Raw genomic sequence first — 14,054 nt, 5'->3', positions numbered from 1 at the left:
CGCACACATCGGCCGCCTTCAAGCCCCCAGGTAGGCGCGCCGCACCTCGTCATTGCTCAGCAGATTGGCCCCGCTGTCGGCCAGCATCACCCTGCCGGTTTCCAGCACATAGCCGCGGTCGGCGATCTGCAGCGCCTTGTGGGCGTTCTGCTCGACCAGGAACACGGTCACGCCCTGCTGCCGTATGGCCTGGATGATCTCGAAGATCTGCGCAATGATCAGCGGCGCCAGGCCCAAGGTGGGCTCGTCCAGCAGCAGCAGCTTGGGGCGCGTCATCAGCGCCCGGCCTATGGCCAGCATCTGCTGCTCGCCGCCCGACATGGTGCCGGCGCGCTGGCGGGCGCGCTCTTTCAAGCGTGGAAACAACGTATATACATGATCGATGCCTGCGGCGACGCCGGCCTTGTCCAGGAAGAAGCCGCCCATCTGCAGGTTCTCGGTGACGGTCAGATCCGAAAATACCCGCCGCCCTTCGGGTGAAATGGCGATGCCGCGGCGCATGATGGCGTGGGTGTCCTCGCCGCTGATGTCCTGGCCTTCGAATTCGATGCGGCCGCTGCGCGCCCGGGGCGAGCCGCAAACCGTCATCAGCAGCGTGGTCTTGCCCGCGCCGTTGGCGCCGATCAGCGTCACGATCTCGCCCTGCCGCACCTCGACCGATACGCCGTCCAGGGCCTGGATGGCGCCATAGTAGGTGTGCACGTTGTCCAGCTTGAGCACTTATTCTTCCCCCAGGTACGCCTTGATGACGCGCGGATCGGCCCGCACCTCGGCGGGCAGGCCCGTCATGATGGGCCTGCCGTGTTCCATGACCAGGATGCGGTCGGACACGCCCATGACCAGGCTCATGTCGTGCTCGATGAGCAGCACCGCCACGCCGAATTCCTTGCGCAGGCGGTCGATGAGCCGCTGCAGGTCGCGTTTTTCCTGGGGGTTCAGGCCGGCGGCGGGCTCGTCCAGCATCAGCAGGCGCGGCTGGGTGATCATGCAGCGCGCGATTTCCAGCCGGCGCTGGTGGCCGTAGGCCAGGTTGCCGGCCTCGCGGTTGGCGTACTCGCGTATGCCCATGAAGTCCAGCCACTGCACGGCGTTTTCCAGCGCACGGCGCTCGGAGCGGCGATACGAAGGCACCTTGAACAGGCCCTGCAGGAACCCGGTCTGCAGGCGCGTATGCTGCGCCACCAGCAGGTTCTCGAGCACGGTAAGCTGCTTGAACAGGCGCACATTCTGGAAGGTGCGCACCAGGCCGCGCTGCGCCACCTTGTGGCTGGCCAGCCCGTTGATGCGGCGCTCTTCCAGGAAAATAGAGCCGCCGCTAGGCTTGTAGAAGCCACCCACGCAATTGAATACGGTGGTCTTGCCGGCGCCGTTGGGGCCGATGATGGCGAACACCTCGTCGCCGCCCACCTCGAACCCGACACCGTCCACGGCCAGCAGGCCGCCGAAGCGCATGCTCAGGCCCGAGACTTTCAGCAAGGCGGGGCTCGTCATGCCGGCAGCTCCACCTGCGGACGCTTGACCGGCAGCAAGCCTTGCGGGCGCCACATCATCATCAGCACCATGACCAGGCCGAAGATCAGCATGCGGTATTGGGCGAATTCGCGCGCCAGTTCCGGCACCACGGTAAGAATGATGGCCGCCAGGATGACGCCGACCTGCGAGCCCATGCCGCCCAGCACCACGATGGACAGGATCAGGGCCGATTCGATGAAAGTGAAGGATTCGGGGTTGACCAGCCCCTGGCGCGCCGCGAAGAACGCGCCGCCCAGGCCGGCGAACATGGCCCCCATGGTGAAGGCCGAGAGCTTGATGCGGGTCGGGTTCAAGCCCAGCGAACGGCAGGCGATCTCGTCTTCGCGCAGGGCTTCCCAGGCGCGGCCTATGGGCATGCGGATCACGCGCGAGGACACGAACAGAGCCAGCAGCGCCAGCAGCAGCGCGGTCAGGTACAGGTACACCACCACGTCATTGGGGTTGAAAGTCCAGCCCATCAGCTGGTGGAAAGTGGTCTCGCCCGCCGGCGCGCGGCGCACCATGGCGTAGCCGAACAGGGTCGGCTTGGGTATGCCGGCGATGCCGTCGGGGCCGCCGGTCAGGGGATACAGGTTGATCAGCATCAGGCGGATGATCTCGCCGAAACCCAAAGTGACGATGGCCAGATAGTCGCCGCGCAAGCGCAGCACCGGGAAGCCCAGGGCGAAGCCGAACAAGGCCGCGAACAGGCCCGACAGCGGCAGGGCCTCCCAGAAGCCCCAGCCGGCCCAGTGGTACAGCAGGCCGTAGGTGTAGGCGCCCACCGCGTAGAAACCGACGAAACCCAGATCCAGCAGGCCGGCAAAGCCCACCACGATGTTCAGGCCCAGGCCCAGCAGCACGTAGATCAGCACCAGCGTAGCCAGGTCGACCTGCGCGCGGCCGGTGAAGAAGGGCCAGATGGCCGCGAACACCACCAGCGCGGCCAGCATGCGCCGGCGGCCGCGTTCGCCCAGCACCGGCATGCGCAGGCGCACGCGCCCGCCCACGCCCGGCAGGCCCGCGGCCAGCGGCCGCAGCAGCTGGAAGACGAAGACGATGGCCATGCCGGCCACGATCATGCCCCATTCCGGCTGCAGCTGCGTCTGCATGCCGCGGCGCACGATCTGCAGGCCGAACACCGGGGCAATGATGACGCCGGCCATGATGGCGGCGACCAGCGCATGAGTAAAGTTGCGGCCCTTCATACCTTTTCCACCTCGGGCTTGCCCAGCAGCCCGGTGGGCCGGAACAGCAGAATCAGCACCAGCAGCGCGAAAGCCACGATGTCCTTGTATTGGGAAGAGATATAGGCGGCGGCCAGCGTCTCGGCCAGGCCCAGCAGCACACCGCCCAGCATGGCACCGGGCACGCTGCCTATGCCGCCCAGCACCGCCGCGGTAAAGGCCTTGATGCCGGCCAGGAAGCCGATGAAGGGGTTGAGCTTGCCGATGGCCAGAGCGATCAGCACCCCGCCCACCGCCGCCAGCATCGCGCCGATGACGAAGGTAAAGGAGATGATGCGGTTGGTGTCTATGCCCAGCAGGTTGGCCATGTGTATGTCCTGCGCGCAGGCGCGCGAGGCGCGGCCGGTGCGGGAATACTTGATGAACAGTGTCAGCGCGATCATCAGCAGCACGGTCACGGCGATGATCATGATGCGCGCATAGGGCACCGAGACACGGAAGTCGGGGCTCATGTCGAACTGCACCGCCCCGTGGATCAGCGCCGGCACCGCCATGTCGCGCGCGCCCTGCCCGATCGCCACCCAGTTCTCGAGGAAAATCGACATGCCGATGGCCGATATCAGCGCCACCAGCCGCGGGCTCTTGCGCAGCGGCGCATAGGCCACCTTCTCGATCGCGTAGCCATACACCGCGGTGACGCCGGCCGCCACCGCCAGCATGAGCAGCACCAGCAGCGGCAGCGGCAAGCCGCTGTTGACGCCCACGGCCGACAATGTCACCAGGCCGACATAGGCGCCGATCATGTAGATGTCGCCGTGAGCGAAGTTGATCATGCCGATGATGCCGTACACCATGGTGTAGCCGATGGCGATCAGGGCGTAGATGGCGCCCAGCGACAGGCCGTTGAAAAGCTGCTGCGTAAGCTCGGGAATGAAATCTGACATGTCGCAAGGCCCCTCTTTTTTATGCCCGCAAGGCCGGGTGGCCTGCGTTACCGCAAGCCCCAGAACCGCCGGCCTGGCTCATGGGCGCACGGCCCGCCTGCGCGTAAGCCTGCCCTGGAGCGCAGTGTGCTGCTTGCCTGATACGCAGGTTCAGATCCGCTGCCTGCTCCCGGTCGGGGCGCCGCCATTCTGCGCACCCGGCCCGCGCTTGTCACTAAGGAATAGCCCCTAAACGTTGTGCTGCGCCGAGACCGCGGCGGCCGTGGCCGGCCGTGCCAGGTTCCACATCATGGCCCGGAACGGGGCCAGCATGGTGACATTGACCAGCAGCTTGACGGCCAGGTCGCCCAAAGCCAGCGCGACCCAGTGCACGCCCGTGCCGGCAAAGGCCACGCTGAAAAATACGCAAGTATCGAGTATGGCGCCTGCCACCCCCCCGATGAGCGGCGCGCGCCACCAGCGCTGGTCGCGCAGGCGGTCGAAGACATGGATGTCGGCCAGCTGCGCGCACAGATAGGCCAGGCCCGAGGCCGCGGCGATGCGTGGCGTGGCGACCCAGGCGGAGACGATGAGTGCGGCCACGAAGCCGGCCACCGCCACGCGCCGCGCCGCCGGAGCCCCGAAGCGGCGGTTCAGCACGTCGGTGACCAGGAAGGCCACCGGGTACGACAGCCCGCCCCAGGTGAGCCAGTGGCTGATGGGGTACTGCACCAGGATGTTGGAACCCACCACCACCACGCCCATGGCCAGCACGGCCAGCAGGAACTGCACCGGGGTCATGGCTACGAAGCTGCGCTGCCGCGCGGCAGGGCTCGAGGCAAGAGTATTCATGCGTCGAGCTCCTGGGCCAGTTCGGCGGCGCGATCGCAGGCGGCGCGCATGGCCTGTTGCACGATGCCGGCGAAACCGCGCTGCTGGAACACGGCCAGCGCGGCGGCCGTGGTGCCGCCCTTGGAAGTGACCCGCTCGCGCAGCGTGGCCGGAGGTTCGGGCGACAGCGCCGCCAGCTGGGTGGCGCCCGACAGCGTGGCCAGCGCCAGCTTGCGCGCCTGCTCGTCGTTCAGGCCCAGATCCCGGCCGCCCTGCAGCATGGCTTCCAGGAACAGGAATACGTAGGCCGGGCCGCTGCCCGACAGCGCGGTGACCGCGTCCAGCGCGGCATCGTCGTCGACCCAGACGGTTTCGCCCACCGCGCGCAGCATTTGCTGGGCCAGGGCGCGGTCGTCGTCGGAGACGGCGGGCAGGGCCATCAGGCCGGTGATGCCGGCGCCGATCAGGGCCGGGGTATTGGGCATGCAGCGCACCAGGCGCTGCCAGGGCCGACCGGGCTCGCCCAGCCAGCGCGCCAGCGTGCCGCTGGTGATTCCGGCGGCGATGCTGACGACCAGGGTGCCGGGCGTGAGAAACGGGCGGCAGGCCTGCGCCGCGGCCTTCAGGTGCTGCGGCTTGACGGCGAAGACCCAGACCCGGCAGGCGGACAGTTGCGCGCCGGGGGCGGCGGCAGCGCTGGCGCCCTTCTGGCGCCACTGCTGCAGCACGGCTTCGGTCGGGTCGATGACGTGCACGTCTTGTGCGGCGCAACGCTTGCCGATCAGGCCGGCGCCCAGGGCGGTGGCCATATTGCCGCCGCCGATGAAGGAAAGTGTGAGTTCGGAGTCCATAGCACGCGTATTGTACGATTTTCTGTATAGCCGCCCTCTCTGGCGACCCGGCTGCGCAACGCTTCCCCACGCATGGTACTTATAGGCATTGACCGATAGGGCCGGTGTGGCTAAATTCACGTCATCGTCACAAACGCGTCATAGACTGTTCACTGTTTATGAATCCGGCCGCGCACATCCTGCCGCGACAGGTTTTTTCCAAGGAGAACAAGCTCATGAGAGCGAAACACCTAGCCCTGACCCTTGCCGGCGCGCTTGCCGCCCTGGGTACGGCCCACGCGGCAACGCAAATCACTTTCTGGCACGCCATGCAAGGCCCCCTGGGCGAGCGCGTCAATTCCATCGTCGACCAATTCAACAAGAGCCAGTCCGACTATGTCGTGCATGCGGTGTACAAGGGCTCGTACCCCGAAACCATGAACGCCGGCATCGCCGCGTTCCGCGGCGGCAATGCGCCCGACATCCTGCAGGTGTTCGAGGTCGGCACCGCCACCATGATGTACGCCAAGGGCGCCATCGTGCCCGTGCAGGAAATGTCCGAGAAGGCCGGCGACCCCATCGACCCCAAGCTGTTCCTGGGCGCCGTGGCCAGCTACTACTCGTCTTCTTCCGGCAAGCTGGTGTCCATGCCGTTCAACAGCTCCACGCCGGTGTTCTATTACAACAAAGACGCCTTCAAGAAGGCCGGCCTCGATCCCGACAAGGCGCCCCACACCTGGAAGGAAGTGGCCGAGGCCGCCAAGAAGCTGCGCGCCTCCGGCATGGAATGCGGCTACACCACCAACTGGCCGTCCTGGATCCAGCTCGAGAACTTCGCGGCCTGGCACAACGTGCCCTATGCCTCTGAAGACAACGGCTTCGGCGGCCTGGGTGCGCGCCTGCAGATCGACAAGCCGCTGTTCGTGCGCCACATGAAGTTCCTGGCCGCCATGGCCAAAGACGGCGCCTTCACCTATGGCGGGCGCGGCGACACCGCCAATGCGCTGTTCATCTCGGGCAAGTGCGGCATGTTCACCGGTTCCAGCGGCACGCGCGCCAGCATCCTGAAGAACGGCAAGTTCGCGCTGGGCACCTCTACCCTGCCCTACTACCCCGACGTCAAGGGCGCGCCGCAGAACACCATCATCGGCGGCGCCTCGCTGTGGGTCTTCGCCCACAAGAAGCCCGAGGTCTACAAGGGCATAACCAAGTTCTTCAAGTTCCTGGCCAGCCCCGAGCAGTCCGCCGCCTGGCACCAGGGCACCGGCTACGTGCCCATTACCAAGGCCGGCTACGACCTTACCAAGAAATCGGGCTTCTATGAAAAGAACCCCGGCACCGAGATCGCCGTGCAAGAACTCAACGCCAACACCACCGCCAATTCGCGCGGCGTGCGCCTGGGCTACCTGCCGCAGATCCGCGACATCGAAGACGGCGAAATGGAACAGATCTTCGCCGGCAAGGTCGATGCCAAGGCCGGGCTCGACATCATGGTGAAGCGCGGCAACGAACTGCTCGAGCGTTTCCAGAAGAGCGTCAAATAATACAAGCGGCGATAGTCGTATGCAAAGAACCGCGAGGCTAGCCCCGGATGCACGGGCTCCTCGCGGTTTCTTTATTAGCGTGAACAGGCACTGAAACATGGAAAAACGCGTCGTCTTCACCCATAAAGTGCTGCCCTACCTGCTGCTGGCGCCGCAGCTGGCCATTACCGTCGTGTTCTTTTTCCTGCCCGCCGGGCAGGCCATGTGGCAGTCATTCCGCATCGAAGACCCGTTCGGCCTGTCTTCGCAGTTCGTCGGCCTGAGCAATTTCGCCGATTTGTTCGCCAATTCCGACTACGTCAACTCTTTCGAGATCACGGCCGTCTTCTCGCTGTCGGTATCGGTGCTGGGCCTGAGCATCTCGCTGTTGCTGGCAGTCATGGCCGATCGCGTCGTCAAGGCCGCCGGGGTCTACAAGACCCTGCTGATCTGGCCCTACGCCGTGGCCACCGCGGTGGCCGGCGTGCTCTGGATGTTCATGTTCTCGCCGTCGGTGGGCGTGATAGCGGTGTACCTGGCGCGGCTGGGCTTTTCCTGGAACCCGCGCCTGGACGGCTACGACGCCATGACGCTGGTGGTGCTGGCCTCGGTATGGAAGCAGATTTCGTACAACTTCCTGTTTTTCCTGGCCGGCCTGCAATCCATACCGCGCTCGCTGATCGAGGCCGCTGCCATCGACGGCGCGAGCCCCGCGCGACGCTTCTGGACCATCGTCTTCCCGCTGCTGTCGCCCACCACCTTCTTCCTGCTGGTGGTCAACGTCATCTACGCGTTCTTCGACACCTTCGCCATTATCGACATCATGACCCAAGGCGGCCCCGGCACCTCTACGGCCATCCTGGTGTACAAGGTCTACAACTCCGGCTTCAAGGGCCTGGACATAGGCTCCTCGGCTTCGCAGTCGGTGATACTGATGCTGATCGTCATCGTGCTGACGGTGGTGCAGTTCCGCTACATCGACCGCAAGGTCAATTATTGAGCCCAACAATAACTAAGAACGCCACGGACGCCCCGCCATGATTCAACGCCGCCCCTACCTGGATTTACTCTCGCACCTGATTCTTATCGCGGGCGTGGCCATCGTCGCCTTCCCGCTGTACATCACCTTCATCGCCTCGACCCAGACCATGCAGCAAGTGGCGCAAGCGCCCATGTCGCTGCTGCCCGGCAACCAGTTCGTGCACAACTACATGACGGTGTTGTTCGGCACCGACCACAGCACGCCGCCGGTGGGCCGCATGATGTGGGTCAGCACCGTCATGGCCCTGGTCATCGCCATCGGCAAGATCGCCATATCCATGCTGTCGGCCTTCGCGGTGGTGTACTTTCGCTTTCGCCTGCGCATGTTCTTTTTCTGGATGATCTTCGTCACGCTGATGCTGCCGGTAGAAGTACGCATCGCCCCGACCTACAAGGTGGTGGCCGGCCTGGGCATGCTGAACAGCTACGCGGGGCTGACGCTGCCGCTGATCGCCTCGGCCACCGCCACTTTCCTGTTCCGCCAGTTCTTCCTGACCGTGCCCGACGAACTGGTCGAGGCCGCGCGCATAGACGGCGCCGGGCCGATGCGCTTCTTCAAGGACATCTTGTTCCCGCTGTCGCGCACCAGCATCGCGGCGCTGTTCGTGATCCAGTTCATCTACGGCTGGAACCAGTATCTCTGGCCGCTCATCATCACCACCCAGGAACGCATGTACCCCATCGTCATCGGCATCAAGAGCATGATCGCCGGCGGCGACAGCGTCACGTCGTGGAACCTGGTCATGGCCACGGCCATCCTGGCCATGCTGCCCCCGGCGGCGGTGGTCATATTCATGCAAAAATGGTTCGTTAAGGGCCTGGTCGACGCCGAGAAATGACGGGCTTGCAATCCAGAAGAGAACAAGGCGCGAAGCCGGAGAACAATACAACTAGTACTGGCCGGGCGAAGCAACGCCGTTATCTTCTTGATTGCAAGCCCGTATAACAGGAAACCCGCATATGGCAACACTTAGCTTTCGCAACGTCACCAAGACCTACCCGGGCAATGTAGCTGTGATCCACGGCGTGACGCTGGACGTGGCCGACGGCGAATTCATCGTCATCGTCGGCCCCTCGGGCTGCGGCAAATCCACCCTGATGCGCATGGTGGCGGGCCTGGAAAGCATTACCGGCGGCCAGATCGCCATCGGCGACAAGGTCGTCAACGACCTGGAACCCGCCGAGCGCGACATCGCCATGGTGTTCCAGAACTATGCCCTGTATCCGCACATGTCGGTGTTCGACAACATGGCCTACGGGCTGAAGATCCGCAAGTTCAGCAAAGAACAGATCCGCCAGCGCGTGGACAACGCGGCGCAGATCCTGGAACTCGACCATTTGCTGGATCGGCGTCCGCGCCAGCTCTCGGGCGGCCAGCGCCAGCGAGTGGCCATGGGCCGCGCCATCGTGCGCGAGCCCAAGGTGTTCCTGTTCGACGAACCGTTGTCCAACCTGGACGCCAAGCTGCGCGTGCAGATGCGGCTGGAAATCCAGAAGCTGCACCGCAGGCTCGGCACCACCAGCCTGTACGTCACCCACGACCAGGTCGAGGCCATGACCCTGGCCCACCGCATGGTGGTCATGAACAAAGGCATACCCGAACAGATCGGCACGCCCACCGAAGTCTTCGAGAAGCCCGCCTCGACCTTCGTCGCCAGCTTCATCGGCTCGCCGCCCATGAATCTGCTGCCGGTACAAATCGACGCCGGGCGCCGCGTCGTCGGCGACGCCGGCAGCACACTCGACATCAAGCCCGATGTCGTGCCCGCGGCGCTGGCCGGCAGGAAGGCCATTATGGGTGTGCGGCCCGAAGACATGCAGCTGCACACGCACGGCATACCCGTCGAAATCGAAATGGTCGAAATCCTGGGTTCCGAGCAGCTGATCCATGGCCGCCACGGCGCCACCCAGATCGTCCTGCGCTGCCCGGTGGGCCTGACCGCCGATCGGCCCATCCAGGTGGGCGACAAGCTCGACGTGGGCAGCGTCTCGGGCCGCGCCCTGCACTGGTACGACGCCGACACCGGCAAGCGCATCGAAGCTTGAGCATTGCCGATGTAATATCTACGAATTTCATCTACGAATTTCTTTTATTGGGCGTAAGCGCCTTCCCGCATTCGATCCGCGAAACCCATGCAACTCGGCCCACTTTCCCAGTTCGTCACGTTACCGGAGCAAATCGCCAAGGCCATTGCAGACGGCATCATCAAGGGCGAGATCCAACCGGGGGCCAGCCTGCGCGAAATTCCCCTGGCCGAGCTGTTCGGCGTCGGCCGCAGCAGTATTCGCGAAGCGCTGCGGATCCTGGAACGGGACGGCGTGGTGTCGATACGCCCGCGGCATGGTGCGAGCGTGACCCAGTTAAGTGCCGAGGAAATGCTGGAGATCTACCAGATCCGCGCGGCGCTGCTGGGCGTGGCCTTCGAGCTGTTCACCGCTCGCGCCACCGACAAAGACCTGCAATTCCTCGGCGAAACGCTGGCTCGCGTCCAGGCTATCGCCGCGCCCGACGAGCAGGCCACGGCGCTCATCCACGCCGAGCTGTCGGCCAATATGGCCACTTACATCTGCACCCGCTGCGGCAACCGCAAACTCGCGGCGCTCTTGAGCCAGATGTCGCTGCAAGTGGCCCGCTACACGAAGCTCGGACTGTCTTCGACGCAAAGACGGGCGCAGTCCGTGCGGAACTGGCAAAAGGTGCTCGACGCACTCGGCCGCCGCGACGCGGCGACCGCCAATCAGGCCGGCAAACAAATGGTCACGGATAACCTGACCTACGCGCAAAGCATACTCAGCGCCGGCCATTGAGGCTGTCGACAATAGGGCATATCGGCCCGTCATCAAGACACAAATAGAAACAAATTTCTCTTTTCCATAGCGCGTACGCTTAGGTAGAATTTAATTGTCGACAATGAGACAATTAATGGAGAAAACAATGAGCAGCGCAACGGACACCGCGTCGGACACCTATCACTACGAGCACAGCGGCATCACTATTCGCAAGCTCAGCGAGCATGTAGGCGTGGAGATCGAAGGGGTGGATCTTGCTTCCCCGCTGCAAGCACACGTCATCCGCGACATCAAGGACGCCTGGGAGCGCCATGGCGTGGCGGTATTCCGCAACCAGGAATTGCCGCCTGTCGCGCACCGCGACTTCAGCGCACACTTCGGCCCACTGGTCGGCCATGTGCTGAGCCGATTCAATATGAGCGAGTGCCCCGAAGTTACGCTCATCTCCAATGTCGTCAACGACAAGGGCGAGAAAATCGGCGCGGATCGCGCTGGCATGCTCTGGCACTCCGACATGTCCTTCGTCAAGCGCCCGAGCATGGGTTCCCTGCTCTATTGCGTGGAATGTCCGCCCGTGGGCGCCGATACGCAATTCGCCAGCATGTACGCCGCCTACGAGGCGCTGGACTCCGAAGACCAAAAGCATTTGGCGACCCTCAGGGCGATACATGACTACCCGTGGCACTACCGCACTTACTTGAAGCACCGCACGCAGCTGACCCCCGAAGAAGAAGCCAAAACGCCTCCCGTGGCGCATCCGGTGGTTCGCACGCACTCCAGCACGGGCCAGCAAGCCCTTTATGTGGGCGAAGGCTTGACGCGCACGATCGAAGGCATGGAGGAAAGCGAAGGCCGCAAACTGGTCATCGAGCTCAGCGACTTCGCCACGCAGCCGCAATTCGTCTACGCACACAAATGGCGCCCCGGCGATTTGGTGTTCTGGGACAACCGCTCGACCATGCATCGGGCCACTGAGTTCGACGATCGCTACCGCCGCCTGATGCGCCGCACCACGATACTTGGCGACGAGCCCTTTTACCGCGCCGCATAAACCCAACAGGCACCCTGCCGACGCCCTAAAAAAAGAGGAGCCAGCCCAAGTATGAAACGCAGAACTTTCTTGTCGACCGCAAGCGCACTGGGAATAGCGGGAATGGCCGGCGCGCGCAGCGCCAGTGCGCAGACGTGGCCCAGCCGGCCCGTCAGGATGATCGTGCCTTTCCCCGCTGGCGGGGCGACGGACATCATCGCCCGCATCCTGGCCGAAAGGCTGACGGCCGAGTTCGGCCAATCTTTCATAGTGGAAAATCGAGCCGGCGCGTCGGGCATCATAGGCGAAGCCGCAGCGGCGCACGCCGCGCCCGACGGCTACACCATATTGCACACGGGCAACGGGCCGCACGCGATCAACACCGATCTATTCGAGCCCATGCCTTACGATCCCGTCAAGGATTTCGCACAGATCTCGCTGACCTCGGTGCTGCCCCTGGTGCTGAACGTAAACCCCTCGGTGCCGGCCAAAACCTTGCCCGAATTCGTCGCCTGGGTCAAAGCCAATCCGGGCAAGCTCAACTATGCGTCGCCGGGCATAGGCTCGCCTCCCAACCTGACCATGGAGCTGTTCAAGAGCCAGAATGGACTGGACATCGTGCATGTGCCTTACAAAGGCAGCAGCCTGGCGATCAGGGATCTGATCGGCGGCCAGGTCTCGGTGATGTTCGACAACGTGCTGGCTTCATATCAGCACATTAAAAACGGCACCATCCGGACGCTGGCCATCGGCACCCCGAAACGGCTGCCTTCGCTGCCAGACGTCCCCACCTTCAAGGAAGAAGGCTTTCCGAATTTCGAGGCCTATACCTGGACCGCGCTCGCAGCGCCCGCAGGCGTTCCCGCCGCCATCATCAACCGTCTGTCGGACGCCACCGCCAAGATACTGCGCACCCCGAAAGTGCAGGCCAGCCTCACGGCCCAAGGCGCGATTGCCGAAAGCTCGACCCCCGCCCAGCTGCAGGCGCGCGTACGTGCTGAAATCAAGAAATGGGCGCAGGTGATTGCCGAGGCGAATATCCCGCACGTCAAGCTGTAAAAAACGCGGCCCATCGAGGCCGCGTCGGGGGGATGGCCATGCCGGCGGCCCGCGTGCCGCCGGGCCGAATCCGCTTCGGGGCCGGTACATCCCACCAGGGCTGCGCCGGGCCCGGCCCGGGCTTGAACAAGCCGCTTTACTTCTGGTACTGATAGGCGGTCTTGGTGCCGTCCTTGTGCCAGGTGAACACTTCGAACTTGAAGTTCGTCAGGTCGCCCTGCTTGTTCCACGAGATCTTGCCCAGCGGGGTGTCGATGGCATGGCTATGCAGGTAGGCGGCCACCTTGGTGGGGTCGTCGGCGCCCACGCCCTTGATGCCGTCGGCAATGGCCAGCAGCGCCGAATAGGCAGTCAGCTGGAAGGCGCCGCTGGCGTCGCGCTTTTTGTCTTTGAAGGCCTTGACCACCGCGGCGTTGGCCGGGTTCTTGGAGTAGTCGGCCGGCAGCGTCAGCAGCATGCCTTCGACGGCGGGGCCGGCGATGGCATTGATGTCGGCATTGCCCACGCCCTCGGGGCCCATGAAGCGCGCCTTCAGGCCCTGTTCCGCGCCCTGGCGCAGCAGCAGGCCCATTTCCGGGTGGTAGCCGCCGTAGTACACGAAGTCGGCGTCGACCGATTTCAACTTGGTAATGACCGCCGAGTAATCGCTGTCGCCGGCGTTGATGCCTTCGAACATCACGACCTTGATGCCGTCTTTTTCGAGTTCTTTCTTGACCGCGGTGGCGATGCCCTGGCCGTAGGACTGCTTGTCGTGCAGGATCGCGACGCGCTTGGGCTTGATCTGCTTGGCAATGAAGTCGGCCGCCGCCGGGCCTTGCTGGTCGTCGCGGCCTATGGTGCGGAAAATGAAGTCGTAGTTCTTGCCGTCGGTGACCGCCGGCGAGGTGGCCGAGGGCGAGATCATGACCACGCCTTCGTCGTTGTAGATGTCGGTGGCGGCGATGGTGGCGCCGGAACATACATGGCCCACTACGTAGTGGATTTTTTCATTGACCACGCGGTTGGCGACCACCGGGCCCTGCTTGGGTTCGCAGGCGTCGTCCATGGTGACGGCCACCAGCTTCTTGCCCAGGACGCCGCCCTGGGCGTTGATCTGTTCGATGGCAGTGTCCACGCCCTGCTTGACCATCTCGCCGTATTGCGTGACCGGGCCGGTAAAGGGGCCGGCAACGGCGACGCGTATGGTGTCGGCGGCGCCAGCGCTGGCCGAAACCAGCATGCCGATGGCCAGGCCGATTGCGGCGGCTGCGGGGGTATAGCGGATGTTCATGAGTGCCCTCCTTGTCGTAACTCATACGGGTAGACGAACCAAAAGATAACAGCGTTGC

Annotated in this window: 14 protein-coding genes; 7 read left to right on the top strand and 7 right to left on the bottom strand. The window is 64.1% G+C overall.

The window, feature by feature from the left end:
• Positions 1–18: 18 nt before the first annotated feature.
• From CEY11_RS00730 to proC, 6 genes are all read right to left on the bottom strand, one after another.
• Positions 19–720 carry an ABC transporter ATP-binding protein gene (locus tag CEY11_RS00730; protein WP_088601429.1) on the bottom strand — a complete coding sequence of 234 codons (702 nt, stop codon included), beginning with the start codon at positions 718–720 and terminating at the stop codon, positions 19–21.
• Positions 721–1,491, bottom strand: a complete 771-nt coding sequence (livG, locus tag CEY11_RS00725) for a high-affinity branched-chain amino acid ABC transporter ATP-binding protein LivG (RefSeq protein WP_088601428.1) — start codon at positions 1,489–1,491, stop codon at positions 721–723.
• Positions 1,488–2,720 (bottom strand): high-affinity branched-chain amino acid ABC transporter permease LivM, encoded by a 1,233-nt coding sequence (livM, locus tag CEY11_RS00720; protein WP_088601427.1) that lies wholly within the window; start codon positions 2,718–2,720, stop codon positions 1,488–1,490. The genes livG and livM overlap by 4 nt, the downstream gene beginning before the upstream one ends.
• Positions 2,717–3,643, bottom strand: coding sequence for a high-affinity branched-chain amino acid ABC transporter permease LivH (gene livH, locus CEY11_RS00715; RefSeq protein WP_088601426.1), 927 nt, complete (start codon positions 3,641–3,643; stop codon positions 2,717–2,719). The genes livM and livH overlap by 4 nt, the downstream gene beginning before the upstream one ends.
• Positions 3,644–3,871: 228 nt before the next feature.
• Entirely contained in the window at positions 3,872–4,423 is a 552-nt protein-coding gene (locus CEY11_RS00710) for a VUT family protein (RefSeq protein WP_088601571.1), read from the bottom strand.
• Between the two features lie 47 nt (positions 4,424–4,470).
• On the bottom strand, positions 4,471–5,304 hold the full coding sequence (proC, locus tag CEY11_RS00705; protein WP_088601425.1) for a pyrroline-5-carboxylate reductase: 834 nt from the start codon (positions 5,302–5,304) through the stop codon (positions 4,471–4,473).
• 215 nt (positions 5,305–5,519) lie between these two features.
• On the opposite strand from proC, the gene ugpB reads away from it, so the two are divergent.
• The 7 genes from ugpB (at position 5,520) to CEY11_RS00670 (ending at position 12,726) form a co-directional block, all read left to right on the top strand.
• The gene (gene ugpB, locus CEY11_RS00700; protein ID WP_088601570.1) at positions 5,520–6,827 is read left to right on the top strand and encodes a sn-glycerol-3-phosphate ABC transporter substrate-binding protein UgpB; all 1,308 of its coding nucleotides are present in this window, start codon (positions 5,520–5,522) and stop codon (positions 6,825–6,827) included.
• Between the two features lie 97 nt (positions 6,828–6,924).
• Positions 6,925–7,806 (top strand): sn-glycerol-3-phosphate ABC transporter permease UgpA, encoded by an 882-nt coding sequence (gene ugpA, locus CEY11_RS00695; protein ID WP_088601424.1) that lies wholly within the window; start codon positions 6,925–6,927, stop codon positions 7,804–7,806.
• Positions 7,807–7,843: 37 nt separating this feature from the next.
• Positions 7,844–8,686 (top strand): sn-glycerol-3-phosphate ABC transporter permease UgpE, encoded by an 843-nt coding sequence (gene ugpE, locus CEY11_RS00690; RefSeq protein ID WP_088601423.1) that lies wholly within the window; start codon positions 7,844–7,846, stop codon positions 8,684–8,686.
• Positions 8,687–8,807: 121 nt separating this feature from the next.
• Positions 8,808–9,893, top strand: a complete 1,086-nt coding sequence (locus tag CEY11_RS00685; protein WP_088601422.1) for a sn-glycerol-3-phosphate import ATP-binding protein UgpC — start codon at positions 8,808–8,810, stop codon at positions 9,891–9,893.
• An 87-nt stretch (positions 9,894–9,980) separates the two neighbouring features.
• Entirely contained in the window at positions 9,981–10,655 is a 675-nt protein-coding gene (locus CEY11_RS00680) for a GntR family transcriptional regulator (protein WP_088601421.1), read from the top strand.
• A 127-nt stretch (positions 10,656–10,782) separates the two neighbouring features.
• On the top strand, positions 10,783–11,688 hold the full coding sequence (locus CEY11_RS00675) for a TauD/TfdA dioxygenase family protein (protein ID WP_158215152.1): 906 nt from the start codon (positions 10,783–10,785) through the stop codon (positions 11,686–11,688).
• A gap of 51 nt (positions 11,689–11,739) precedes the next feature.
• On the top strand, positions 11,740–12,726 hold the full coding sequence (locus tag CEY11_RS00670; RefSeq protein WP_198958800.1) for a Bug family tripartite tricarboxylate transporter substrate binding protein: 987 nt from the start codon (positions 11,740–11,742) through the stop codon (positions 12,724–12,726).
• 136 nt (positions 12,727–12,862) lie between these two features.
• Here the strand turns inward: CEY11_RS00670 and CEY11_RS00665 are convergent, their stop codons facing one another.
• Entirely contained in the window at positions 12,863–13,996 is a 1,134-nt protein-coding gene (locus CEY11_RS00665; protein WP_088601418.1) for a branched-chain amino acid ABC transporter substrate-binding protein, read from the bottom strand.
• Positions 13,997–14,054 lie beyond the last annotated feature (58 nt).

The organism is Candidimonas nitroreducens (genome assembly GCF_002209565.1).
GTDB lineage: Bacteria > Pseudomonadota > Gammaproteobacteria > Burkholderiales > Burkholderiaceae_B > Candidimonas > Candidimonas nitroreducens.
This window is presented reverse-complemented; position numbering and strand designations above follow the sequence as displayed.

Excerpts from the sequence above, each read along its gene's own strand:
- ugpE (WP_088601423.1), top strand. The coding sequence starts at position 7,844 with ATGATTCAACGCCGCCCCTACCTGGATTTACTCTCGCACCTGATTCTT.
- CEY11_RS00685 (WP_088601422.1), top strand. The coding sequence starts at position 8,808 with ATGGCAACACTTAGCTTTCGCAACGTCACCAAGACCTACCCGGGCAAT.
- ugpA (WP_088601424.1), top strand. The coding sequence starts at position 6,925 with ATGGAAAAACGCGTCGTCTTCACCCATAAAGTGCTGCCCTACCTGCTG.
- CEY11_RS00680 (WP_088601421.1), top strand. The coding sequence starts at position 9,981 with ATGCAACTCGGCCCACTTTCCCAGTTCGTCACGTTACCGGAGCAAATC.
- livH (WP_088601426.1), bottom strand. The coding sequence starts at position 3,643 with ATGTCAGATTTCATTCCCGAGCTTACGCAGCAGCTTTTCAACGGCCTG.
- CEY11_RS00665 (WP_088601418.1), bottom strand. The coding sequence starts at position 13,996 with ATGAACATCCGCTATACCCCCGCAGCCGCCGCAATCGGCCTGGCCATC.
- ugpB (WP_088601570.1), top strand. The coding sequence starts at position 5,520 with ATGAGAGCGAAACACCTAGCCCTGACCCTTGCCGGCGCGCTTGCCGCC.
- livM (WP_088601427.1), bottom strand. The coding sequence starts at position 2,720 with ATGAAGGGCCGCAACTTTACTCATGCGCTGGTCGCCGCCATCATGGCC.
- CEY11_RS00670 (WP_198958800.1), top strand. The coding sequence starts at position 11,740 with ATGAAACGCAGAACTTTCTTGTCGACCGCAAGCGCACTGGGAATAGCG.
- CEY11_RS00710 (WP_088601571.1), bottom strand. The coding sequence starts at position 4,423 with ATGACCCCGGTGCAGTTCCTGCTGGCCGTGCTGGCCATGGGCGTGGTG.
- livG (WP_088601428.1), bottom strand. The coding sequence starts at position 1,491 with ATGACGAGCCCCGCCTTGCTGAAAGTCTCGGGCCTGAGCATGCGCTTC.
- proC (WP_088601425.1), bottom strand. The coding sequence starts at position 5,304 with ATGGACTCCGAACTCACACTTTCCTTCATCGGCGGCGGCAATATGGCC.
- CEY11_RS00675 (WP_158215152.1), top strand. The coding sequence starts at position 10,783 with ATGAGCAGCGCAACGGACACCGCGTCGGACACCTATCACTACGAGCAC.